This is a genomic window from Pseudomonas sp. B14(2022), from assembly GCF_012030485.1.
In the GTDB taxonomy this organism is placed as follows: Bacteria; Pseudomonadota; Gammaproteobacteria; order Pseudomonadales; family Pseudomonadaceae; genus Aquipseudomonas.
Window position 1 is genome coordinate 1 of record NZ_JAAUVM010000035.1, and the last position, 23,774, is coordinate 23,774.

Consider the following 23,774-nt stretch of genomic DNA (forward strand, 5'->3'; position numbering starts at 1 on the left):
CCCGATAGCGGTGTGTCAGACAAAGATTCTGTGTCTGACACACCGCTATCGGGGGCAAGCCCCCTCCCACATTGAAACTTGATGGCGTTTTGATCAGGGTGTTTGTCCGGCATATGGCGCCAAACCCCAGGGTTTGTGGCAAACTTCGCGGTTATAAATGCCGGGATCGTCGTGATGGGCTGGTGTGTAGCCACGGCGCGATGGAATAAAGCGATGCCAGTTTGATGTCCGCTGGGCGGAATAGAACTACTTACGGTTTGGTACGTCGGTACCAATATCATCTGCCTGACAGATTTAGAGGAACGATCGTGCATAACGTCGTCATCAGCGGCACTGGCCTTTACACCCCTGCCAACAGCATCAGCAACGAAGAACTGGTGCAGTCTTTCAATGCTTACGTGCATCAGTTCAATTCGGACAACGCCGCCGCCATCGAGCGCGGTGAAGTCCAGGCGCTGACGGAGTCGAGCGCTGCATTCATCGAAAAAGCCTCGGGCATCAAGAGCCGCTTTGTGATGGACAAGGACGGCATCCTCGACCCGCAGCGCATGGCGCCGCGCCTGCCTGAGCGCAGCAATGACGAGTGGTCGGTGCTTTGCCAGATGGCCATCGGTGCCGCCGAACAGGCCCTGCAGCGCGCCGGCAAGACCGCTGCCGACATCGACGGCGTGATCGTCGCCTGTTCCAACCTGCAACGTGCTTACCCGGCCATCGCCATCGAAGTCCAGGAAGCCCTGGGCATCGCAGGCTTCGGTTTCGACATGAACGTGGCGTGTTCCTCGGCGACCTTCGGCATCCAGAACGCCGCCAACAGCATCCAGCTGGGCCAGGCCCGGGCGATCCTGATGGTCAACCCGGAAGTCTGCACCGGCCACTTGAACTTCCGCGACCGTGACAGTCACTTTATCTTCGGCGACGCCGCCACGGCCGTGGTCCTCGAGCGCGCCGACCTGGCGACCTCCGAGCATCAGTTCGACGTGGTGAGCACCAAGCTGCTGACCAAGTTCTCCAATAACATCCGCAACAACTTCGGCTTTCTCAACCGCGCGGCGGAAGAGGGCATCGGTGCGCCCGACAAACTGTTCGTGCAGGAAGGCCGCAAAGTCTTCCGCGACGTGTGCCCGATGGTCGCCGAGCTGATCGGCGTGCACCTGGAAGAGAACCAGTTGAACGTGGCCGATGTGAAGCGCTTCTGGCTGCACCAGGCCAACCTGAGCATGAACCACCTGATTGTGAAGAAACTGCTGGGCCGCGAAGCCACGGTGGAAGAAGCCCCGGTGATCCTCGATACTTACGCCAATACCAGCTCGGCGGGTTCGGTGATTGCGTTTCACACCTACCAGGACGATCTGCCCAAGGGCGCCGTCGCGGTACTCAGTTCGTTTGGCGCAGGCTATTCGATCGGTAGCGTGATCCTGCGTAAGCGTTAAGACAATCGAGGTCTTGAATGGCAGCAGCGGACGACGCGCACCTGCTTGAACGACTGCTCAAGGGCGAGCAACGGGCCTACAAGGAATTGGTCACCACGTACCAAAGCGCAATGCGGGCGGTGGCGTATGCCATCGCCGGCCAGCGCCATGCCGACGAAGTGGTGCAGGACGCCTGGCTGTCGGTGGTGCGCAACCTGGCCAAGTTCGAAGGGCGTTCCAGTCTCAAGACCTGGCTGCTGACCATCACCGCCAACACTGCCAAGGGGCGCTATAAGCAGAATCGCCGGGAAGTGTTGCTCGACGATTTGCCTTCGCCCCACGGTACCATCGGCGATGACCGATTCTCCCCCGATGATGGCCACTGGGCCGTCGCCCCGTATGCCTGGCACCAGGACACCCCGGAAGCCTTACTGACCGAGGATGAGCTGCGCGAGTGCCTGGAGCACACGTTGCTGAGTTTGTCCGAACTGCAAAGCAGCGTGCTGGTGCTGCGTGAACGGCAGGGGCTGGAGCTGGAGGAGATCTGTAATCTTCTGACGCTCTCACTCTCCAATGTCCGCGTGCTGTTGCATCGAGCACGGCTTAAAGTCTTCGCCACGGTGGAGCATTTTGAGGAAACGGGCGAATGTTGACCTGTAAAGAACAAGTGGCACGTTCCAGTGACTATCTCGATGGGCAATTGACCTTTCGTGAACGTCTGCTGGTGCGTCATCACTTGATGTTCTGCCCGAACTGCCGACGGTTTATCCGCCAGATGCGCCTGATGCAGGCGACGTTGCGGATTTTGCCGGACGACCCGGTAAAGGATGTGGATGCCTTGGCGCAGCGGCTGGCTGCCGAGCGGCTCAAGGATCAGAAAGGCGGGGAATAAGCAGGCTCGCGTGGATGGATCGGACGGATGATGGGGATCGATCCACCCATGCGAGACTGTTGCAGCCACCTCGGGCGTCCTTGCCCGGGGTTTTGAACACTTCTCTTTAGAACTTGGCTTCTGCATCCAGCTGGAAGGTGTTGGCTTTGGCGCTACCGTTCACGAGCGTACGGCTGTAGGTGTCGGTCTTGGTCAGGAAGTAGGTCGCGCCGACGGCGAAGTTCTTGTCGATGTCATAGCCGACTTTGAACTTGTGACCACGGGAACCGGTGAAGCCGCCGCCGAAGTCCGAATCGGTGAAGGCACCCACCACGGCGTTTTTCTGCACGTCGCGGTAGTTGTAGTCCAGGTTGAAACCGAACACCTGGGACTTGGCACCCAGCAACCAGGCAGTGTCCGCATCGTCGACAGCGTCGTTGTTTTTCACATACTGACCGTACAACGACAGGGGGACCGCCAGGCCGCCGATATCGACTTGACCGAAGCCTTCATACAGGCGGAACTCGCCGTTGGGGGTGTTACCGTTGGTTGCCAGCACGTTCGGGGTACTGCTGCCGGAGGCACGGCTGTCTTCATCGTTCTGGTAGGCGTAGACGCTGCCGCCCAGGGTCATTCTCAGGTTGTCGGTCACCGAAAAACGAGTCCCCAACTGGCCGGTGGTCAGGCGCAGGTCATGGCGGTACTGCACGCCGTCACCGTCCACGTTGTCCTTGAGGTTGTAGTTGCCCAGGCTACCGAACAGCTCGGCGTTGCCGCCCAGCGGATACTTGTAGGTGACTGCCAGGCCTTCCGGGTTGATGTCGCTATCCCAGATCACATCGCCCATGTTGACCCAGGGCTGCAGCATTTTGCCGCCAATGATGTGCAGGTTTTTGATCTGGTCGGGGTGGTAGTCGATGTAGCCGAGGTCCAGCCAGATCGATTTTTTATCGAAGTAGCCGTCCAGGTCCTGGTTGGTGGAGCGCGCATCGCTACCGCCGCCGGTGGCGATACGAATACCGGTGTCCACCTGTCGGTTGATTTCGGTGTAGGCGCCGAGGCGCGCGCGGATCCGTTCGCGGTCCTTGTCACGGCCGGTGACGCCAGCGCGGGTGACGCCATTTTCGCCTTCGACCTTGATGGTCTCGTGACGCATGCGCACATCACCCTTGAACTGAGTCTTGGCGGCCCAGGCCAGCTTCTGGTCGAAGCTGCTCAGCTCGTTGGTTTTCTTCGCGGTGGCCGCGATCTGTTCGTTGGTCTCTTGTTGAGCTTGCCGTGCGATCTGCTGTTCTTTCTGGTCTTTGGCCAACTCGTTTTGCAGTTCGGTGTACTGCGAAGCGGTGATCTGGCCGTTGGCCTTGAGCATGTCGAGCAATTTAGCGTCGACTGCAGCGCTGGCCGGAACGCTCAGGGCCAGTAACAGGCCACCGCACAGGACCGCCGCAGTTTTAGTGGAAGCAAGACGCATATCAATCTCCGAAAGTGAGGAGGGATGGCAAACCATCCAGGACACGACCGACCGATGACGGACGGAAAAATAACCACCTGCTAGAACCAGGCGCTCTAAAAACAGGCGTCAGTATCACGATCGTTTATGACGGCGCAGTGGCGAAGTGATGTCATGTAGATGACAAATTATTTAAGAATGGAACTATTGATTTAGAGCCTTGTCGGGCGATTTGGGGGTGTGCCCGGACCGGCGATAAGCGATACTCGCGAGGCTTTCACGCCCTGAAGTAGTGAGGATGCCGATGCCGCTGCAACGCCTGCTGAGCCTGTCCGAAATAGCCCCGGATACCTGGGATGCCCTGGTGCCGCAGGCCCAACCGTTCGTGAGGCATGCCTTCCTGAGCTCGCTGGAAGACAGCGGGAGCGTCGGACCGCATTCGGGCTGGCAACCTGAGCATTTGTTGCACTGGGAGGGTGATCGACTGGTGGCGGCATTGCCCTGTTATCGCAAGTGGCATTCCTATGGTGAGTATGTGTTCGACCATGGTTGGGCGGATGCCTGTGAGCGCGCCGGCATCGACTATTACCCCAAGCTGTTGACGGCCGTGCCGTTCAGCCCGGTCAGCGGTCCTCGCCTGTTGGCTGCCAGCGCCGACGATGGTTTCGAACTGCTGAAGAGCCTGCCGGGCTACCTGGAAATCGAAGGGCTCTCCAGCGCCCATATCAACTTCACCGACGGCTTGGCCGATGACGCGTTAGCCCAGCAGCCGGGCTGGTTGCAGCGCCTGGGTTGCCAGTTTCATTGGCAGAACCGCGGTTACCGTGACTTCCAGGATTTCCTCGACGCCCTCAGTTCCCGCAAGCGCAAACAGATGCGCAAGGAACGCGAACAGGTGGCGGGGCAGGGCATCGACTTCGAATGGTTGCAGGGCCACGAGCTGAGCGAGGTGCAGTGGGATTTTGTCTACGCCTGCTACGCCAATACCTATGCGGTACGCCGCCAGTCACCGTACCTGACCCGTGAATTTTTCAGCCTGCTGGCCGAGCGCATGCCCGAGGCGATCCGTGTGGTGCTGGCCAAGCAAGGCACACGCCCGGTGGCCATGGCCTTCAGCCTGATCGGTGGCGACAGCTTCTACGGCCGTTACTGGGGCTGCCTGGCGGAGTTCGACCGGCTGCATTTCGAAACCTGCTTCTACCAGGGCATGGATTACGCCATCGCCCATGGCTTGCAACGCTTCGACGCCGGTGCCCAGGGTGAGCACAAATTGATTCGCGGGTTTGAACCGGTGATCACCCGGTCCTGGCACTACCTGCGTCATCCCGGGTTGAAGAATGCCGTGGAGGATTTCCTCGAGCGCGAGCGGGTGGGGATTGCGGCGTATGCCGAAGAGGCGAGGGCGGCACTGCCTTATCGACACGTATAAGCCGCCCTCCGTAGATACCGTCTTATCCAACACCGCACAAATCCGTAGGGGGTTGCGTTTCAGGCCGGCTCCTCCTTGCCCAGCCATCGATAGACAACACCGCCCACCACCGCACCGAGGATCGGCGCGAGCCAGAACATCCACAACTGCTGGATCGCCCACCCGCCCACGATCAATGCCGGGCCGGTACTGCGGGCCGGGTTGACCGAGGTGTTGGTCACGGGGATGGAGATCAGGTGGATCAAGGTGAGGGCCAGGCCAATGGCGATGGGCGCGAGGCCCTTCGGGGCACGGTGGTCGGTGGCGCCCAGGATGATCAGCACGAACATGGCTGTCATCACCAGCTCACAGACCAACCCCGCTGCCATTGAATAGCCGCCCGGCGAATGCTCGCCATAGCCATTGGAGGCCAGCCCACCGGCCAGTTCAAAGCCCGGCCTGCCGCTGGCGATGAAGTACAACAATGCGGCGGCGACTACCCCGCCGATCACTTGGGCCACGATGTACGCCGGTAACTCCCTGGCCGGAAACCTCCCGCCCACCACCAGCCCCACCGATACCGCCGGGTTGAGGTGACAACCGCTGATGTGCCCGATAGCCACCGCCATGGTCAGCACCGTGAGCCCGAACGCCAGGGCCACGCCCAACAATCCGATCCCGACGGCGGGAAACGCGGCGGCCAACACCGCACTCCCGCAACCGCCCAACACCAGCCAAAACGTACCTAACCCCTCTGTGACTGAACGCTTGAACAAAGACATGCAACACGTCCTTGATAGATCGCTCTACCCAATCAGTAAATCAGTGATGCTCCCTGCAGATTTACTTCAGCGCCCGTCTGGGCACTGCACTGAGTACAGCACGGTTTTTACACAAATCCAGGCCACCAATGTGGGAGGGGGCTTGCCCCCGATGGCGGAGTGTCAGTCGCAAAATTGGGTGACTGACCCACCGATATCGGGAGCAAGCCCCCTCCCACATTTGCTTCAGTCGATGCCGACAAACCCCCCGGTCTGGTGCTGCCACAACCGCGCATACAACCCGCCATGGGCCAGCAGTTCGGCATGGCTGCCCGTCTCGGCAATCTGGCCTTTCTCCAGCACCACCAGGCGGTCCATCCGCGCGATGGTCGACAACCGGTGCGCAATCGCAATCACCGTCTTGCCTTGCATCAGGGTTTCCAGGCTTTCCTGGATCGCCGCTTCCACTTCCGAGTCCAGCGCCGAAGTGGCTTCGTCCATGATCAGGATCGGCGCGTCCTTGAGCAGTACACGGGCGATAGCGATACGTTGACGCTGCCCACCGGAGAGTTTCACCCCGCGTTCGCCCACGTGGGCGTCCAGCCCGGTGCGGCCTTCCGAGTCCGACAGCAGCGGGATGAACTCGTCGGCACGCGCCTTGTGCACGGCCGCCCAGAGTTGTTCGTCGGTGGCGTCCGGCTTGCCGTACAGCAGGTTGTCGCGGATCGAGCGGTGCAGCAGCGAGGTGTCCTGGGTGATCATGCCGATCTGTTCACGCAGGGTTTCCTGGGCCACCTCGGCGATGTTCTGGCCGTCGATCAGGATACGTCCGCCTTGCAGGTCGTAGAGGCGCAGCAGCAGGTTGACCAGGGTCGACTTGCCCGCGCCGGACGGGCCGATCAGGCCGATCTTTTCACCGGCCTGGATGTTCAGGTTCAGGCCGCCAATGATCCCGCTCTTCTTGCCGTAGTGGAAATCCACCTGCTCGAAGCGTACTTCGCCATGGGGCACTGTCAGGCGCGGGGCATTGTCGCGGTCGACCACGGCCAGGGGTTGGGCGATGGTCTTGAGGCCGTCCTGCACGATGCCGATATTTTCGAAAATACCGTTGACCACCCACATGATCCAGCCGGACATGTTGACGATGCGAATCACCAGGCCGGTCGCCAAGGCGATGGCGCCTATGGAAATCAGCGACTGCGTCCACAGCCACAAGGCGAGGCCGGTGGTGGTGACGATCAGCAGGCCGTTGAGGACGGTGATGACCGCATCCATGCTGGTCAGTACACGGGCCGCCAGCTGGGTTTTTTCGGTTTGCTCAATGATCGCTTCCTTGGCGTATTCCTGCTCATTCTGCGTATGGGCGAACAGCTTCAAGGTGGTGATGTTGGTGTAGCCGTCGACGATGCGCCCCATGAGTTTGGAACGTGCTTCGGAAGAAATGACCGAACGCTCCTTGACCCGCGGCACGAAGTAACGCAATGCCAGGCAGTAACAGATGATCCAGGTGATCAACGGAATCATCAGTCGCCAATCGGCCTCGGCAAACAGCACCAGGGAGGTGATGGCGTAGATCGATACATGCCAGATCGCCTCCGCCGTTGCCACCGCAGAGTCACGCAAGGAGTTGCCGGTTTGCATGATGCGCTGGGCAATGCGCCCGGCGAAATCGTTCTGGAAGAAATTCAGGCTCTGCTTGAGCACGTAGCTGTGGTTCTGCCAGCGAATCAGGCTGGTCATGCCGGGGTTGATGGTCTGGTGCACCAGCAGGTCATGCAGGCCATTGAAAATCGGGCGCAGCAGCAAGGCGACCACGGCCATCCAGATCAGCTCGGTGCTGTGGATCTGGAAGAAGTCAGCGGGCGGTGTGCCCTGGGCCAGGTCGATGATACGGCTCAGGTAGCTGAACAGCGCGACTTCGATCAGCGCACCGACCAGGCCCACCACCAGCAGTGCGGCAAAACAGGGCCACACCTGGCGCAGGTAGTAGAGGTAGAAGGGCAGGACTTTGTCGGGAGGGGCGGCGCTGGGTGCGTCGCGGAAAATATCGATCAGTTGTTCAAAACGACGATAGAGCATTAGGGTTGACGCCCGCCTGGCGGGCTCTCCTTTCAAATGCGCGCGCAGCCTTGTGGGCCGCGCGCGGAGCTACCTGCAGACCTCAGTCGATGCGCTTGGCCGACTTGATCAGGACAGGATCGATTGGCACGTTCTGCATGCCTTGTTTGGTGGTGGTCTGGGAGTTGACGATGATGTCGACCACATCCATGCCCTTGACCACTTTGGCGAACACGGCATAACCGGCATCGCGACCTGGGTCGAGGAAGGCGTTGTCAGCCACGTTGATGAAGAACTGGCTGGTGGCCGAGTTCGGGTCATTGGTGCGTGCCATGGACAGGGTGCCACGTACGTTATGCAGGCCGTTGCTGGCTTCGTTCTTGATCGGCGCTTCGGTCGGCTTTTGCGACATCTGCTGGGTGAACCCGCCACCCTGGACCATGAAGCCCGGGATCACGCGGTGGAAAATCGTGTTGGTGTAGAAGCCTTTGTCGACATAGGCCAGGAAGTTCTTGGTACTGATCGGCGCCTTGACCGGGTCCAGTTCGATTTCAATGTCGCCGTTGGTGGTGGAGATCAATACGTGTGGCGCCTTGGCAGGCTCGGCGGCCATCAGGTTGGCAGCGAACAGAACGGAACCGGCAAAGAAGGCGATTTTTTTCAGCATGGGTCAGTGATCCTGGGTAGTGGTTTCGACTGTCTTTAGAAAATCGAGCAGGGTGGTATTAAAGACTTCGGGTTGGTCCAAGGGCGTGGCATGGCGGGAATCTTCAATCACCACCAGTCGCGCATCGGGCAGCAGTTTTACATAGTTTTCTTTCTGGGCCACGGGGGTGTAGTCGTGGTCGGCGCTGATGACCAGGGTTGGACAGGTAATCCTTGAAAGTCGTTCCTGTACGCCCCAGCCCACAATCGCATCGAAGCTGGCGAGATAAGCACGTTTGTCGTTTTTTGCCCAGCGTTCGGCCATCTTGCGGCGCAGGTCGGCCTGATCCGGCTTGGGGAAGAGGCGGTCACCGAGTGCCTTGCCGATGGTGTTCAGGCTGAGCACACGGGCGAGCGTCCAGCGCTTGGCCCACCACCCGTATTCCTGGGCTGTGCGCACCTTCACCTGCGGCGCGCTGTTGACGATGCACAGGCTCTTGACCCGGCCAGGTTCGTCAACCGCCAGTTGGAACGCGATCATGCCGCCCATGGACAAGCCCACCACATGGGCAGGCGGCAGGTCCAGGTGTTCGATCAGCGCAATCAGGTCGTAGGTGAACCCTTCGATGCTGTAGCGCTCCCTTGGTTTGTCGGAGCGCCCATGGCCGCGCACATCCACCACGATCAGGCGGTAGTGCAGAGCCAGTACCGGCACCTGCAGCTCCCAATCCTGGCTGCTGGAGCCCAGGCCGTGGATCAGGATCAGCGGCGTGCCGTGGCCATATTCCTCGTAGTGCAGGCTGCAGCCTTCATGGTCGAACCAGGCCATGCATGAACTCCGTTTCAGGCTTGCTGGGGGGCGGCGAAAGGCGCGTCCAGGGGGGCGGTGTCAAAGGTGCGCAGCAGCTCCACGAGGATCTGCGTTGCCGGCCCCAAGGGTTTGTCCTTGTTTGAATACAGGTAGAACGTAGGGTGGCGGCTGCCGCCCTGTTCCAAGGGTAGCTGCTTGAGCACACCTTCGGCGAGTTCGCGCTCGATCATGTGTCGTGGCAGCCAGGCAAAGCCCAGGCCGCTGCCGACAAAGGCGGCGGCGGTGGCGAGACTGCCGACGGTCCAGCGTTGTTCGGCGCCGAGCCAGCCCACATCCCGGGGTTGCTGGCGGCCGGAGTCGCGGATCACCACCTGCATCTGGCTTTCCAGGTCCTGGAAGCTCAGCTCGCGGTTCATGCGGTGCAAGGCGTGCTCGGGGTGGGCCACGGCGACGAACTCCACGTCGCTCATTTCGGTGCCCAGGTAGCCGGGGATGCTGAAGCCGCAAATCGCCAGGTCGGCCACGCCTTCCATCAACAGCTCTTCGACGCCGGACAGCACCTCTTCACGCAAACGCACCCGGCAACCACGGCTCTGCGGCATGAACGCGGTGAGCGCGCGCACCAGGCGCGCGTTGGGGTAGGCCGCATCGACGACCAACCGCACTTCGGCTTCCCAGCCCTGTTCCATGTGGTGGGCGAGGTCTTCCAGCTGGCTGGCGTTTTTCACCAGTTGCCGGGAGCGGCGCAGCAGCACTTCACCGGCGTCGGTGAGTACCGCCTTGCGCCCGTCGATGCGCAGCAGCGGCACGCCGAGTTGGTCTTGCATACGGGCCACGGTGTAGCTCACCGAGGACTGCGAACGGTGCAGCGCTTCCGCTGCCTGGGCGAAGCCGCCGTGGTCGACGACGGCTTGCAGCGTGCGCCATTGATCGAGGGTAACGCGGGGCGCTTTCAAGATGTGTTCCTCTTGTCCTAAGCTGGCGGTCCCTATTGGAGACTGCCGAATGAGAAAATTCTGTTGTGTGTTGCTGACGTTGCTGCCGATGAGCGCGTTTGCCTACCCCATCGACGTGACGAAAAAGATCGACGGCGTGAGCATCGATTACACCGCCTCCGACGTGGACGGCGATATCAGCTCGATCCAGCTGAATAACTACGGCACCCAGGACGCCGTGTGTTCGGTAACGTTCACCAACGGTCCGGAATCTCCACGTCGCCGCACGGTTTCGGTGCCGGCGGGAAAAAGCACCAACACCACGGTCAAGTTCAACCGCGCCATTATCAAGATGCGTATCGCGTTGGCCTGCACGCCAAAATAAAGCGGCAGCGGAGCATGTCCACAGGAATACTCCGCTTATAAACAAATTTATAGATGGGTTATAGCAGTTTTTTGCGCTTTTTTATCGAATTGGCTCTGTCTAATCTCCACTCCATCGACTTACAGCAATTACAGATGGAGCCTACGAAGCCATGTCCAATGTCCTGATCATCGAAAGCAGTGCCCGCCAGCAGGATTCGATCTCCCGTCAACTGACCCAGCAGTTCATCAGCCAATGGCAGGCCGCCCACCCGACGGATCGGATCACTGTGCGTGACGTGGCGCTCAACCCGATTCCGCACCTGGACGCCAACCTGCTCGGCGGCTGGATGAAACCGGCGGATCAGCGCAAAGGTAACGAACAGGCCTCCCTCGACCGCTCCAACGAATTGACCGACGAACTGCTGGTCGCCGACGTGCTGGTGATGGCTGCGCCGATGTACAACTTCGCCATCCCCAGCACCCTCAAGGCCTGGCTGGATCACGTGTTACGGGCGGGTGTGACCTTCAAGTACACCCCCACCGGACCGCAAGGTTTGTTGAACGGCAAGCGTGCCATTGTGTTGACCGCTCGCGGCGGTATTCACACCGGCGCCACTTCCGATCACCAGGAACCCTACCTGCGCCAGGTCATGGCTTTTATCGGCATCCACGACGTCACGTTCATTCACGCCGAAGGGGTGAACCTGAGTGGCGACTTTCAGGAAAAGGGCATCAACCACGCCAAGGCGCTGTTGGCCCAGGTCGCTTGATCCTTTAATCGTCAGATAATCGCACGGTGTTTATCTAGTGCCACGCAAACCCTTCAAGTACGCGTAACGAACCTCCCTTTGCACTTGTTGCTCCTGAGTGCTCCTGCCCGACTGCCGCTTTAGCGAGGTCGGGTTTTTTTTGCCTCGAGTTTCTTCAATCGCCGAAAACCTTTAATGTCCCGCCCATTCGATGCGAGGCGTACATGGGCTATCTACTGGTTGTCACCCTGATTCAGGCATTTTCCTTCAGCTTGATCGGCGAATACCTCGCCGGTCACGTCGACAGCTACTTCGCGGTGCTGGTGCGTGTAGTGCTGGCCGGGCTGGTATTTATCCCGCTGACCCGCTGGCGCTCGGTCGAACCTGCCTTTATGCGCGGCCTGCTGGTGATCGGCGCGCTGCAGTTTGGCGTGACCTATGTGTGCCTGTACCTGAGCTTTCGTGTACTCACGGTGCCGGAGGTGCTGCTGTTCACGATCCTCACGCCGTTGCACGTGACCCTGATCGAAGACGCACTCAACCGGCGCTTCAACCCGTGGGCACTGGTTGCTGCTCTGGTGGCAGTAGCGGGGGCGGCGGTGATTCGCTTCGACCAGATCACCTCGCACTTCCTGATGGGTTTCTTGCTGCTGCAACTGGCTAACTTCACCTACGCCGCGGGGCAAGTGATGTACAAGCACCTGGTGGCACGCTACCCGAGCAACCTGCCGCACTACCGGCGCTTCGGTTACTTCTACCTCGGCGCGTTACTGGTGGTGCTGCCGGCATTCCTGTTGTTCGGCAAGGCTGACTTCTTGCCGCAAGCGCCACTGCAATGGGGTGTCCTGCTGTTCCTCGGGCTGGTCAGCACTGCCCTGGGCATTTACTGGTGGAACAAGGGCGCCTGCCTGGTGCATGGCGGAACCCTGGCGGTGATGAACAACCTGCATGTGCCGGTAGGATTGTTGCTGAACCTGCTGATCTGGAACCAGCATGAGCCGCTGGGCCGCCTGGCCTTGGGTGGTTTGGTGATTCTGGGGGCGGTGTGGATAAGTCGATTGGGCGTAAAGCCCGCGCCTGGCGTACAGTCTGCGACGTAATGGGCCATGGGCATGCGTGAGCGGCAATGAAAGTCTGCTATCGAAAAGAACAGTGTGGGGGCGGCAGAGTGGACAAGATTGATGAACTGATCATTGCAGCCTTGAAGGATGACTCCCGAGTCAGCCTTGCGCAATTGGCGCGGCAAGTTCACAAGTCTCGAACCGCCGTGGAGTCGCGCGTTCAAAAGCTGATTGAAAAAGGCATCATCCTGGGCTTCACCATCAACGTCGCGGAGGGCGATGAGACCCTGCAAGCGGCGTTCTTGATGCTGACGCTCAATGGCAGCAATTGCCATCTGGTGTTTCCGAAGATCCAGCAGTTCAGCCAGGTGGTGCATGCCTATTCACTGTTTGGCGACGTGGACATGATGCTCGACGTTCGGTACAGGAGCTTTGAAGAACTGATGGTCTTCAAGGACAGCCTGCTGAAGATCGAGCATGTGAAAGAAGTCGTGGTCAATCCCGTGCTGAAGGCCTGGCGTTAGGCGCCGGCCACAATAGCCCTATCTGCTGGACCTATGCTTCAGGCGTGATCGCGAACGGTTTCAAGAAAATGATGGCTCAGGTTCGGCATTTTCTGACGCAGGGTGTCCACGAGTTCTTCGATGACCGCCTGGTTGAATTGGAACGATGTGTCGTCATGCCCCAGGATCACCACCAACAACCTCGACGAGTCTTTCGTCAGCCGGAAGTCATGGGCATCGGCATCCACCTTGCCGATGCTCGCCAACGGCACATCACCGCAGGTATAGACGATATCGCCAACGGGAATCGTGATGGCCTTCTTGGCGAACAGTGGGCGTAGCACCCTCGGCTTATCCGAGCGCATCACGTAGATGTCGTCCTTCTGATGATAGGTGTGCACGCCAATGCTGACCCCATGCCGGATCGCGACCGCGTTATAGGCGTCGACGATGTTGTTGATGGGATACACGCCTTTGGCGATGAAGCGTCGCAGCAGCTTTTCGTTGGCACTGACGGTATTTTCATAGCCGAGTTTTTTGAGCTGCCTGGCAAACCCTTCGTACACGACGTTCGAGCCCAGCTCGTTAAGGCGCGAGGCCACGTGGTTCAGGTTACTTTGCAGTACCCCGACGAAGCTCTGGTCATCCGAGACGGTGATGTCTTCGATAACGGCGGCGCACGCATTATTGATGCCCAGCTCACAGGCTGACTTTCTGATGATCAAACGACTTTTCATAACCTTAGCCCCACAGTGTTTTTCGCAGGTTGACGGTACTGACGTCCAGTTGCTGCGCCGAAGGACTTTGCAGCCAGAACAGCCCCGGACAGGTGGCGAAGTCGATCGTGACCGGCGTGGTATCGCCGGCGCTGATGAAATAACGGTGCCCGCAATAGGCCTCGTCTGCCTGGGCGCTTTGTATGGCCTGGGGTGAGGGAAGATCGAAGGTATGGCGTTCATCGGAGCAGAAGAAACCGATCCGGCCATGGCTGATCTGGCTGACCGCATCGGCCTGGGGGCGTGGGTGGCCGAGGTAGCTGTCGATCGACAGTGACAGCAAGTCGGGGTGATACACCTGCTGGAACAGCAGGGGCGCGATGCCCCCGTGCAAGCGACCGCCGGCCTCGATCATCACCGGCCCGGCCTCAGACCAGATGATTTCCATGTGAATCGGCCCCACCCGCACGCCCAGGGCCGCTGCCGCCTGGCGGGCGTAATCGGTCAGCGGTTGCAGTTCTGCAGCCCGAGGGTCGAGGGTGTCGAGGCTTTCGTAGACAAACATGCTGCCGTTCTTCTGGATCTTGGTGTACTTGCAGACGCTGGCAACGATGTAGGTGCCGTCAAAGGCGACCATATCCACCACGTACTCCGGTCCCGCGATGAACGACTGCACGATAAAACCGAGGTTGACTTCGCCCAGGTCGTTTTTCTGCTGCCAGGCCGCGTTTTTCAAGGCGGTCTCCACTTCGCGCTTGCCCCGGGCAAACACCACCCCTTCGGTGGCGGCCGAGTTCAGCGGCTTGACCACATAGGTGGCCGCCTCGTCGAGCTTGGCCAGCACTTCACCGATGCGGCTCGGTGAGCTCAGCAGGTGCGAATCGATGTGAGCCAACTGGTATTTTTTCAGCGCCTGCTGCATGGAGAACTTGTTGCGCCGCAGGTCGCTGGTGATACGGCTGTTGCCTGGGATATCGAGCAGCTCCGTCAGGTAGTCCGTGAGGTAGATCGCGGTTTCGCAACCGGCGATCACGGCGCTCGGTGACAAGGTTTCCAGGGTGATCAACAGGCTCTCTTCCCAGGCATACACCTCATGGAAGTTTTCTGTGATCAGGTCGTTGGTGAAGTGTTCAGGCAAGGCGCGTGTGGAGATCACGGCGATGCACCGTATGCCCTGCGCATTGAGCAAGGGCGCGTAGAGTTTGCCCGTGGAGAACGGGTCAACGATCAGTACGGTTTTCACGTCGTGCATTCCTTATTCCGTGGTGGCGGTGGGCGCGGCGGCCGGGGTCAGGTTCCACGCCAGTACGGCGGTGGCCAACAGGCCGGCGGAGACGACCATCAACAGGCGGGCGCCTTCGAGTCCGAGAAATCCGGAGGTGGTGAAGAACGTCAGGATCATAGGTGCCGAGCCACTGACCAGCAGGTAGTAGAGCGAACTTTTGGCCGCGATCACGTCAGCTACCCGGGCGTTGGGCGCCGACTCGATCAGGGTTTTACGCAACTGGATCCGCAGGCTGTTGATGCAAAAACCCAGCAGGAAGGCCGCGGCCATCATCACGTAGAGGTTCTGGAAGTAGACGATTGCCACGTCCGCCAGTATCACCAGCGCGATGGCCCCGTAGCTGTTGAGCTTGATGCGCGGCAACACGGCGGCGCTGAAGGCGCCCAGGCCTGCCAGGCCACTGGCGACGCCAAACAGGGTGGCATTCCACTCATTGAGCTTTTGAAAAACGATGGGCACCAGGCTGTTGAACGCGCCGATATGGAAACCGATCATGCTCAACACGATGATCAGGATGTAGAGGTTGCGCGGCAGGTCCAGCGGACGCGCAGTGGAGGGCCCTGTGGCCTGTTCGGCGGCGTGCTCGTTGGGGTGGTCCGCCACCAGGAGGATGGCCGCGAGCGAGAGAATCGCCGCCAGGCTGATGATCTGCAGCGTCTGGTTGACCGAAAACACATCCACGATCAACCCGCCCAGGAGCGCACCGCCGAAGGCACCGATCTGTATGGAGGTTTGCATCAACCGCGCGCAGGTATCGCTGTCGGTGAGGCCGGCCAGCACCAGCTTGGTATTTTTCGATTCCAGGGTGCTGATGGTGAAGTAGTCGGTGACGCCCACCACGAACGCGATGGCCAGGAAGCCGATCGGTAGCAGGGCAGCCTCGGTAAACGACAGCCCCAGTACCGCGGCGAAGGCCGCCAGGCGAATGTACAGCAGCCGTTTCAGGCTGAGTTCAATGGTAAAGAACTTGCCGATGTACTGCTCGCATAAATACGGCACTACAGTCGCCACGCACAAGGTGGCGCCGACCAGGAATGTTGAGCCGGTGGTCTCCAGGCCGAACCAGACCATCGCGATGACAATCGCCATGTCGAGGCCGGTGAAGAGGGTCACGATTGAATAGAACGCGGTCAGTGTCGATTTAGTATTCATGGGCTTCATCAGTCGTAACGGGAGATTTTAAGCAGCGGCACACAGCGCTCGGTGTCGCCGACGACGGTGCTTATCTGGTTTCTGACGCGCACAGTGGGCAGCGCCTTCTTTTCCAGGTTGCAGACCTTGTAGGCGTTGTCGTGCCAGGGACAGATCACACTTTGGCCGTCGCCTGTCACTTCGCCCATATGCAGCGGGCCGCCACGATGGGGGCACGCGGTGGGCAGCAATTGCGTCGAATACGCATGACGCTTGAGAAAGTAGGTTCTTTCCTCCACGGCCACATAGTTGGCGTGGTTGAGATTCAGGCTGATGGCTTTCATTGGGTTGCCCACTCAGATGGCGGTGACGGTGTACGTGCAGGACGGGCTGGTGATGCGGGTGCCATGCAGCATTCCCTTGGGAATCACCACGCCTTCGCCGGCCTTGAGGCGCACCGTCAGTTCGGGGCTGGCGACAAACTCCAGCTCGCCTGATTCGACCCAGAACAGTTCGTCATTCGGGTGGGTATGCAGCACCGACAACTCGTGTTCAGGCTCGGTAATCCTCAGGTCCACGGGTTTGTGGCCCTGGAGCGCCGCTGCCTGTGCCCGATGCTCATCGAACGCGTCATGCCATTTGATATGGGCATACAACTCTTCGTCGGCGATGTCCTGAAGCAGCCTGAACTCTTCAAAGCCGCGAATAAGGTCGGGGATGATCTTGGTGCCGAACTGCTTGATCATGGGAATGATCAGGCGCTGGAGGGCCATTCTTCCGTGGTGCACATCGATGTGGGCATGCTCATCGAAATAGTCCGTGGAGACGCTGCCGTTGAAGATGGTCTTGATCGCGCGTGACTGGTGCTTGGTCGTCAGGGCCAATGTGGCTTCGGTGTAGTACATGGCGCCGATATAGCGGAACAGCTCGCCATGGTTGGCCGATACGTAGTGGAAGTAGTTGGTCAGCGACAGCGACGCCGGGGTATAGAACTGCCAGTAATGGTGCACGTGATGGGACATGCCCATGTCCTGGAGCATGTCTTCAAAAATAGTGCTGTGTTTCTTTTTGTCGACGCCGTAGCCGTACTCGTCGATCAGGATCTTGAATAATTCGCTGGTGTAGACGCCGCTGTTACCCAGCACGTTGCGGGCCATGGCCGACGCTTCACTGAGGAAGTCTCCTGCGCATTGCGTCATGAAAAACCTGGCGGCACGTTCGGGGTGGCGGCTGGTGGTCAGCACTTCATGGAGTTTGGATTCGGACTGGGCGACGTCATCCAATACTTTATCGGTGTGGGCGATAAAAGAGTCCAGGCACCAAGGCCCGTTGATATGCACTTCTTCCTTGAGCCAGTTGTACAGGTAGTGTTCCAGCAACGGGCGGATCTTTTTGCCACTGGCCGCATGCTGCGGATCATAGAAGCGCTTGAACGCCTTGAAGTCCAGTTCCAATGGCGGCTTGGGCAAGAAGACCAGGTCTTGCTCGTAGATATTCAATAACAACCGTTGCGCCAATAGATGCTGACTGTTTGAAAGCTGGTCGCTGGTCAAGCAGGTGGTGATGATTGAATCGGTTACGTCCTGCGGCCGCGAAGGTCGCTGGTAGGGGCTTTGGGTATAAAAGTCGCAGGGTTGAGCAAAGGCGCCAGCACCACAATATTGGGTCAATGCTTCGGCATTCGAGCTTAATACAAAGTCTGCTGCATTATCGGAAAGCTGAGTTGTCCATAACATGAGGTTGGCCTTCTGCTGGCGTTGTTTGATGGCCAGATGCTAAGGCGTTGGTTTTTTTTAAAACAGATTAGAAATAGTGCGCGCAAGTAGTGAAATTCACTAAAGGTATAGGAAGAATTTTCTTTATGGGGTAAGTCGGTTGAATAATCGGCAGCAGCGGCTACACATAGTTGCCAGCTTTTATTGTGGGGGGGGCGTCAGCGGTGGCTCAAGTTGCACGTGAACTTGCCGCCTTATCAGTGGTGTATTGGATCAATACCGTTCCAACGCTTCTAGCACCTTCCGGCGAGGCGCTTGCCAGCCCCTCGCCGGTATTGTTGTCAGTACTCCGGGGTTTCCGCGGTTCGGGTATTGTGTGCCAGCGCCAGTATCCCGGTGCGCAGATCGGTGCCGCTGGGTTGCTGGTACAGGTTCAGTCCGAACTCCGGCAATACGGCCAGCAGGTAGTCGAAGATATCCCCCTGGATCCGCTCGTAATCGGCCCATACGGTGGTGCGTGTGAAGCAGTAGATCTCGAGCGGCACGCCCTCGGCGGTGGTTTGCATCTGGCGCACCATGCAGGTCATGTTCGGCTGGATGTCCGGATGGCTTTTGAGGTAGGCCAGGGCATACGCGCGGAAGGTGCCGAGGTTGGTCATGCGCCGGCGGTTGGCCGACAGTTGCGCGCTGTGACCCTGGGCTTCGTTCCAGGCCTTGAGTTCGGCCTGCTTGCGCCCGATGTAGTCGGTGAGCAGGTGCACTTGAGTCATGCGCACTTCTTCATCGTCACGCAGGAAGCGCACGCCGCTGGCATCGATAAACAGGCTGCGCTTGATGCGTCGCCCACCGGAGGCCTGCATGCCGCGCCAGTTCTTGAACGACTCGGACATCAGGCGCCAGGTCGGGATGGAGACGATGGTCTTGTCGAAGTTCTGCACCTTGACCGTGTGCAGGGTGATATCCACCACGTCGCCGTCAGCGCCGACCTGGGGCATTTCGATCCAGTCGCCGACGCGCAGCATGTCGTTGCTGGTGAGCTGCACGCTGGCGACGAACGACAGCAGGGTGTCCTTGTAGACCAACAGGATCACTGCCGACATGGCGCCCAGGCCTGACAGCAGCAACAGTGGTGAACGGTCAATCAATGTGGCGACGATGATGATCGCGCCAAACACGAACAGCACCATTTTCGCCAACTGCACATAACCTTTGATCGAGCGGGTACGCGCGTGTTCGGTGCGGGCGTAGATGTCCAGCAGGGCGTTGAGCAGCGCGCTCAGGGCCAGCACCAGGAACAAGATGGTCAATGCCAGGGCCACGTTGCCGATAAACAGGATCGCGGTCTTGCTCAGGGCGGGCACCAGGTACAGGCCGAACTGGATCACCAGCGAGGGCGTCATCTGCGCCAGGCGATGGAAGACTTTGTTGTGCCGCAGGTCGTTGAGCCAGTGCAGCGCCGGTTGCCGGCCGAGCAATTTGACGGCGTGGAGGATCAGGTAACGGGCCACGCGCCCGAGCAGCAGGGCCACCACCAGCAACACCAGGAAACCGAGGCTGGCATGCAGCAGCGGGTGTTCGTCGAGGGTGCCCCAAAGGTCTTGGACGTTGAGCCAGAGCTGTTTGATATCCATGGATGAAACCGATTCTTCTGTAAGACAAGACGGCGCGATTAGAGCATTTAAGTGCAACAAAGTTGATGCCGTGGACAAATACTCTGACAAAAAAGCAACTGATTAGCGCCGTTCGCGTAAAGACACTCGGTTTGGACGCCCGAAACCGGTACCCTATGCAGCTGATTTTTTGTATTTCTTCGAGGTAGCACCCGTGTTTTCCCAATTCGCCCTGCACGAACGCCTGCTCAAAGCCGTGGCCGAGCTGAAATTTGTCGAGCCTACGCCTGTGCAAGCAGCGGCCATCCCGCTCGCGCTCGAAGGGCGTGACCTGCGGGTGACGGCTCAAACCGGGAGTGGCAAGACCGCCGCTTTCGTCCTGCCGATTCTCAATCGCCTGATCGGCCCGGCCAAAGTCCGCGTCAGCATCAAGACCCTGATCCTGCTGCCAACCCGCGAGCTGGCCCAGCAGACCTTGAAGGAAGTCGAGCGCTTTTCGCAGTTCACCTTCATCAAGTCCGGCCTGATCACCGGTGGCGAAGACTTCAAGGTCCAGGCCGCCATGCTGCGCAAGGTGCCGGACATCCTGATCGGTACGCCGGGCCGCATGATCGAGCAACTCAACGCTGGCAACCTTGACCTCAAGGAAGTCGAAGTGCTGGTACTCGACGAAGCCGACCGCATGCTCGACATGGGCTTTGCCGACGACGTGCAGCGCCTGGTGGCTGAATGCGTGAATCGCCAGCAGACCATGCTGTTCTCCGCTACCACCGGCGGTTCGACCCTGCGTGACATGGTCGCCAAGGTCCTGAACAATCCTGAGCACCTGCAGGTCAACAACGTCAGCGACCTGAACGCCACCACGCGCCAGCAGATCGTCACCGCTGACCACAACGTGCACAAGGAACAGATCCTCAACTGGCTGCTGGCCAACGAGACCTATCAGAAGGCCATCGTGTTCACCAACACCCGCGCTGCCGCAGACCGCATATACGGTCGTCTGGTGGCCCAGGACTACAAGGCGTTCGTGCTGCACGGCGAGAAAGACCAGAAGGACCGTAAACTGGCCATCGACCGCCTCAAGGCTGGCGGCGTGAAGATCCTGGTCGCCACCGACGTTGCCGCGCGCGGCCTGGACGTGGACGGCCTGGACATGGTCATCAACTTCGACATGCCACGCAGCGGCGACGAGTACGTGCACCGTATCGGCCGTACCGGGCGTGCCGGCAACGATGGCCTGGCGATTTCGCTGATCTGCCACGGCGACTGGAACCTGATGTCGAGCATCGAGCGCTACCTCAAGCAGTCGTTCGAGCGCCGCACCATCAAGGAGGTCAAAGGCACCTACACCGGGCCGAAAAAGGTCAAGGCGTCGGGCAAGGCGGTTGGCGTGAAGAAGAAAAAGACCGACGCCAAGGGCGACAAGAAAAAGGCCGGTGCCAAGTCGCCGACCAAGCGCAAGATCGCCAACCGGCCGAAGACCGACAACCTCTCGCTCGTCAGCAAGGATGGTATGGCGCCGCTCAAGCGTCGCAAGCCAGAAGCACCCGCTGCCGAGTAAGGCTTGAGGGATGTGAAAAAACCGGACGTTGTCCGGTTTTTTTATAACCTCAGTTTTTCGCTTTGGCGGCAGCTTCTTTCAATTCCTTGAGCCGGGCGTCGATCAACTGGCACTTGTCGGGGAACTCTGCGCTTTCAGTATCCAGGTCCATCTTCTGCAGCTCGTCGTTCATCTCCTTGGCCTTGGTCGGGTTCTGCTCAGTGAGTTTGGCCACTTCCTGGGCCAACTGCTCGCGCTTGGCGGTGGCCTCTTCCGGGGTGCAGGCCCAGGCGGGCAGGGCGGTGAGCAGCGTGGCGGCGATGGCCAGGTTTTTCAGGGTTTTCATGATCGGACCTCCTTGGCGGTGATGCTCAGTTGAGGTGGTGAACGTCTGGAAAGTTCAGAGAAATGACGTCCGTCGGTTGGTCTGAACGGCCACAGGCGCGCAGGGTCACTCCTACAGGCAGGCTACTTTCCTTAGGCCTGCAGGAGGAATCAGGATGACGACTTACAATTGGGATCTGATCGAACGTCTGCTGCACGAAGTGCAGAACGGCGAAGGCAGTTTTGCCCCGCGCAAATACGCCGAGCAGGAAGCGGCCGAGAAGGCCACGGCGGGCGAATCCACGGGCAATCTGGATGCGTTGAAAAAGACGGCTGCCGATTACGAGGCGCTGTTGTTCAAGCGTGGGTTTATCGAGTCGCGCCCTGAGGAAGAAGGCGGCAATGGTGAGAATTTCATTCTGACCGCACTGGGTGCGCAGCTATTGGCGCTGATCGACAGCTCCATCCCGGGCAATGATCACCCGCGTCAGGTGCTGGATGAGCAGGCGGATGCGTTGGTCCCCGCGACTTTTTCCGAAGTGGCTTCGAAGGCGCAGATTGCCTGAGCGGGCACCTCCCACATTAATTCGCAGCGGCCTTGAGGCATTTAAGTGCTTTGAAGTCGCTGCGTACGCCGTCGATTTTCTGCGTTAATTTCAGGCGCTGCTGTACGGTACTTTCGGCCACCAAGTCGACGATCAGACTGCGCGCAGCGGCTTCGGTCTGTGCATAAGCGGCGCGGTACTCCGGTGTCCACAGGCTTTCGCGGTCTACCAGCAATTGCTGCATCTTCTGCGGGAAGTCGGTGTCGTGGCGCTGCTGCACGGCGTCGATGAATTGTGCCTGCCAGTGGGCACGGTTGCCGATCCACTGCTCGTTCTGCTCGCCCAGGCTGATGGACCAGGCCATCACCCGGTTTTTCTGGCTATCGCTCAGCGGCCCCATCCACGCATTCAGGCGCTTGTTCATGCGCTCGGCGCGGTCCTGGATCTGCTTGGCCAGCGGCGGCTTAAGATAGTCGTCCTGGCGTTTGCGCAGGTCCTTGGCCAGGGCATCGTTCATGTCGTTGACCTGTTGATCATCCAGCCCTTGTAACAATTCGATCGCCGACGGTGTGATTTCCCGCGCCACTTCGGCAATTGCCTGCTTGGCCTCAACCGTGCGGGTTTGCAGCGCTGCATCGGTGACCTGGTTGCTCTCGACCATTGCTTGCAGGCGGTCGAGCCAGTCGAGGTAACCCGGCAATTGTGTGGTGCAGTGCCAGGCCAGGTGTTCCTTGAGTGTGTCGTTGAACCAGCTCTTCTGCCCGGCATTCATGTCCAGGTAGTCGTTGAGGGTCCAGGGGATGATCACGTCCAGGTTGCGATAGGCCAGGCCCACGCGGTTGCAGCCCGCGAGCACCAGGCTCAGGGTCAGGAATACCACCAGCAGTTTGAGCCGATGCAGCATGGGCGTGTCCTTGCGCAGAGGGAGTTAATGCATGTGAACCCGCGGCGCACGCGACAGTTCAGCCCATCAATAAAACGACCGCATCGCCTTCAAGGTCAACAGGCCATCGCATTGCGAATTGTGTCCGGAATAGGCCGAGCAATCGCCGCCGCTGAGGCTGGAATCGCTGTAGATCAGGTCCAGGTCGATGCCCTTCCAGGCGCGGGAGAACTGTATCGACCAGTCGCTGAAGCTGCTGATGGACCCCCCCTCCACTGAGGTCGGGGTGCCCAGTTGATGGGTGGTGTATTTCATACTGACGCCGATGCCGAAGGGCTGGGTGCCGCTGAGGTCGGCGAACAGGGTGCTGTCCTGGCGGTCCGGGTCGTTGCTGAAGGAAGCGCCGAAGCGATTGCCCAGCAGGTTGAGGCCGCCGTAGAGCTCCTGGCTGTCGAGGGGGCTGAGCTTGGGGTAGCTGTAGTGGATCAGACCGACTTCGTAGCCCAGGGTCCGGTCGAAAGGGTGCTTGAATCCCATATACGAATCGACTTCGAGAGTGCTGGCCGGCGACAGGCCCATGTTCGGAGAAAACTGGCCAAAGTACAGGCCGCTGTCATGACTCAGGTCCAGCCCGCCATGAAATGAGTCACTGCCCGGCGAGGTCGGCTTGACCAGGCCTTGGGCCATGCTGCGGCTGGGGGTGGTGCCCAATTTCAGGTCGAAGTCGCCCAGTTCACGCTGGAAAATCTGCGCTTCGGCGAGAGGGCTGGCCGCCAGGATACTGGCCACGAAAATGCAGCGTTTAAGCATGCTTCACTCCATGAAAAGCGAGGAGCAGTAACGGAGAAATAGGGCAGATGCCCGTGCTAGACGTGTGCAAGCATACCGGCGAATGCCAGGAGGTGAGGCCCGTTCGTCGATTTGCACGTTCTGAAGGTGATGCGAGAGGGTATTTCGGGCTCTAGTCCTAGCGCCTTGAAGGTAAGACGCTTAGGGAC

The 23,774-nt window shown here is 59.5% G+C and carries 25 protein-coding genes; 10 read left to right on the forward strand and 15 right to left on the reverse strand.

The features are described from left to right. Positions 1–308: 308 nt before the first annotated feature. From HCF10_RS29595 to HCF10_RS29605, 3 genes are read left to right on the forward strand one after another with little or no spacing between them, the layout of a single operon-like run. Positions 309–1,430 carry a beta-ketoacyl-ACP synthase III gene (locus tag HCF10_RS29595; RefSeq protein ID WP_131698652.1) on the forward strand — a complete coding sequence of 374 codons (1,122 nt, stop codon included), beginning with the start codon at positions 309–311 and terminating at the stop codon, positions 1,428–1,430. Positions 1,431–1,447: 17 nt separating this feature from the next. Next, on the forward strand, positions 1,448–2,062 hold the full coding sequence (locus tag HCF10_RS29600) for an RNA polymerase sigma factor (protein WP_167656961.1): 615 nt from the start codon (positions 1,448–1,450) through the stop codon (positions 2,060–2,062). Further along, the gene (locus HCF10_RS29605; RefSeq protein ID WP_131698650.1) at positions 2,056–2,301 is read left to right on the forward strand and encodes an anti-sigma factor family protein; all 246 of its coding nucleotides are present in this window, start codon (positions 2,056–2,058) and stop codon (positions 2,299–2,301) included. Before HCF10_RS29600 ends, HCF10_RS29605 begins: the two co-directional genes overlap by 7 nt. A 106-nt stretch (positions 2,302–2,407) precedes the next feature. On the opposite strand, the gene HCF10_RS29610 is transcribed toward HCF10_RS29605, so the two are convergent. Beyond that, on the reverse strand, positions 2,408–3,751 hold the full coding sequence (locus tag HCF10_RS29610) for a putative porin (RefSeq protein ID WP_131698649.1): 1,344 nt from the start codon (positions 3,749–3,751) through the stop codon (positions 2,408–2,410). 283 nt (positions 3,752–4,034) lie between these two features. Between HCF10_RS29610 and HCF10_RS29615 the strand changes: the two genes are divergently transcribed. Further along, the gene (locus tag HCF10_RS29615) at positions 4,035–5,159 is read left to right on the forward strand and encodes a GNAT family N-acetyltransferase (protein ID WP_167656962.1); all 1,125 of its coding nucleotides are present in this window, start codon (positions 4,035–4,037) and stop codon (positions 5,157–5,159) included. Positions 5,160–5,218: 59 nt separating this feature from the next. On the opposite strand, the gene aqpZ is transcribed toward HCF10_RS29615, so the two are convergent. From aqpZ to HCF10_RS29640, 5 genes are all read right to left on the reverse strand, one after another. After that, entirely contained in the window at positions 5,219–5,920 is a 702-nt protein-coding gene (gene aqpZ / locus HCF10_RS29620; protein ID WP_145337000.1) for an aquaporin Z, read from the reverse strand. A 225-nt stretch (positions 5,921–6,145) separates the two neighbouring features. Then, a complete protein-coding gene (locus tag HCF10_RS29625; protein WP_167656963.1) occupies positions 6,146–7,978 on the reverse strand; it encodes an ABC transporter ATP-binding protein in 1,833 nt (610 codons plus the stop codon). A gap of 82 nt (positions 7,979–8,060) precedes the next feature. Beyond that, a complete protein-coding gene (locus HCF10_RS29630) occupies positions 8,061–8,624 on the reverse strand; it encodes a peptidylprolyl isomerase (protein WP_032879982.1) in 564 nt (187 codons plus the stop codon). Positions 8,625–8,627: 3 nt separating this feature from the next. Beyond that, positions 8,628–9,431, reverse strand: a complete 804-nt coding sequence (locus tag HCF10_RS29635) for an alpha/beta fold hydrolase (protein ID WP_167656964.1) — start codon at positions 9,429–9,431, stop codon at positions 8,628–8,630. A gap of 14 nt (positions 9,432–9,445) precedes the next feature. Further along, complete coding sequence (locus tag HCF10_RS29640) at positions 9,446–10,369, reverse strand: LysR family transcriptional regulator (RefSeq protein ID WP_065946860.1); 924 nt, start codon at positions 10,367–10,369, stop codon at positions 9,446–9,448. Positions 10,370–10,418: 49 nt separating this feature from the next. Here HCF10_RS29640 and HCF10_RS29645 point away from each other — a divergent pair, with 49 nt between their 5' ends. From HCF10_RS29645 to HCF10_RS29660, 4 genes are all read left to right on the forward strand, one after another. Continuing rightward, a complete protein-coding gene (locus tag HCF10_RS29645; protein ID WP_131698643.1) occupies positions 10,419–10,733 on the forward strand; it encodes a 3-phosphoglycerate kinase in 315 nt (104 codons plus the stop codon). Between the two features lie 151 nt (positions 10,734–10,884). Further along, positions 10,885–11,484, forward strand: coding sequence for an FMN-dependent NADH-azoreductase (locus tag HCF10_RS29650; RefSeq protein ID WP_167656965.1), 600 nt, complete (start codon positions 10,885–10,887; stop codon positions 11,482–11,484). A gap of 203 nt (positions 11,485–11,687) precedes the next feature. Continuing rightward, complete coding sequence (locus tag HCF10_RS29655; RefSeq protein WP_131698641.1) at positions 11,688–12,563, forward strand: carboxylate/amino acid/amine transporter; 876 nt, start codon at positions 11,688–11,690, stop codon at positions 12,561–12,563. A 68-nt stretch (positions 12,564–12,631) separates the two neighbouring features. Next, positions 12,632–13,048 carry an Lrp/AsnC family transcriptional regulator gene (locus HCF10_RS29660; protein ID WP_027603763.1) on the forward strand — a complete coding sequence of 139 codons (417 nt, stop codon included), beginning with the start codon at positions 12,632–12,634 and terminating at the stop codon, positions 13,046–13,048. A gap of 38 nt (positions 13,049–13,086) precedes the next feature. On the opposite strand, the gene HCF10_RS29665 is transcribed toward HCF10_RS29660, so the two are convergent. The 6 genes from HCF10_RS29665 to HCF10_RS29690 all read right to left on the reverse strand — a co-directional run bounded on the left by HCF10_RS29665 (position 13,087) and on the right by HCF10_RS29690 (position 19,505). Next, positions 13,087–13,764, reverse strand: a complete 678-nt coding sequence (locus HCF10_RS29665) for a phenylalanine--tRNA ligase beta subunit-related protein (protein WP_167656966.1) — start codon at positions 13,762–13,764, stop codon at positions 13,087–13,089. A 4-nt stretch (positions 13,765–13,768) separates the two neighbouring features. Beyond that, positions 13,769–14,995, reverse strand: a complete 1,227-nt coding sequence (locus HCF10_RS29670) for an ATP-grasp domain-containing protein (RefSeq protein WP_205885925.1) — start codon at positions 14,993–14,995, stop codon at positions 13,769–13,771. A 3-nt stretch (positions 14,996–14,998) separates the two neighbouring features. Beyond that, positions 14,999–16,180 carry an MFS transporter gene (locus HCF10_RS29675; RefSeq protein WP_167656967.1) on the reverse strand — a complete coding sequence of 394 codons (1,182 nt, stop codon included), beginning with the start codon at positions 16,178–16,180 and terminating at the stop codon, positions 14,999–15,001. Between the two features lie 8 nt (positions 16,181–16,188). Continuing rightward, entirely contained in the window at positions 16,189–16,503 is a 315-nt protein-coding gene (locus HCF10_RS29680; RefSeq protein WP_131698638.1) for a Rieske 2Fe-2S domain-containing protein, read from the reverse strand. A gap of 12 nt (positions 16,504–16,515) precedes the next feature. Further along, positions 16,516–17,664, reverse strand: coding sequence for an iron-containing redox enzyme family protein (locus HCF10_RS29685; protein WP_237683204.1), 1,149 nt, complete (start codon positions 17,662–17,664; stop codon positions 16,516–16,518). Between the two features lie 551 nt (positions 17,665–18,215). Beyond that, the gene (locus HCF10_RS29690) at positions 18,216–19,505 is read right to left on the reverse strand and encodes a mechanosensitive ion channel family protein (protein WP_131698637.1); all 1,290 of its coding nucleotides are present in this window, start codon (positions 19,503–19,505) and stop codon (positions 18,216–18,218) included. 193 nt (positions 19,506–19,698) lie between these two features. On the opposite strand from HCF10_RS29690, the gene HCF10_RS29695 reads away from it, so the two are divergent. Continuing rightward, positions 19,699–21,045, forward strand: a complete 1,347-nt coding sequence (locus tag HCF10_RS29695) for a DEAD/DEAH box helicase (protein WP_090400172.1) — start codon at positions 19,699–19,701, stop codon at positions 21,043–21,045. A 49-nt stretch (positions 21,046–21,094) separates the two neighbouring features. Here the strand turns inward: HCF10_RS29695 and HCF10_RS29700 are convergent, their stop codons facing one another. Continuing rightward, the gene (locus tag HCF10_RS29700; protein WP_131698636.1) at positions 21,095–21,370 is read right to left on the reverse strand and encodes a hypothetical protein; all 276 of its coding nucleotides are present in this window, start codon (positions 21,368–21,370) and stop codon (positions 21,095–21,097) included. Positions 21,371–21,524: 154 nt separating this feature from the next. Here HCF10_RS29700 and HCF10_RS29705 point away from each other — a divergent pair, with 154 nt between their 5' ends. Further along, entirely contained in the window at positions 21,525–21,914 is a 390-nt protein-coding gene (locus tag HCF10_RS29705) for a transcriptional regulator (RefSeq protein ID WP_167656968.1), read from the forward strand. Positions 21,915–21,930: 16 nt separating this feature from the next. Here the strand turns inward: HCF10_RS29705 and HCF10_RS29710 are convergent, their stop codons facing one another. Both HCF10_RS29710 and HCF10_RS29715 read right to left on the reverse strand, forming a co-directional pair. Next, positions 21,931–22,797: a DUF6279 family lipoprotein gene (locus HCF10_RS29710; RefSeq protein ID WP_167656969.1), complete on the reverse strand. Its 867-nt coding sequence runs from the start codon at positions 22,795–22,797 to the stop codon at positions 21,931–21,933. A 66-nt stretch (positions 22,798–22,863) separates the two neighbouring features. Next, on the reverse strand, positions 22,864–23,586 hold the full coding sequence (locus tag HCF10_RS29715) for a TorF family putative porin (protein WP_131698633.1): 723 nt from the start codon (positions 23,584–23,586) through the stop codon (positions 22,864–22,866). Between the last annotated feature and the right edge of the window lie 188 nt (positions 23,587–23,774).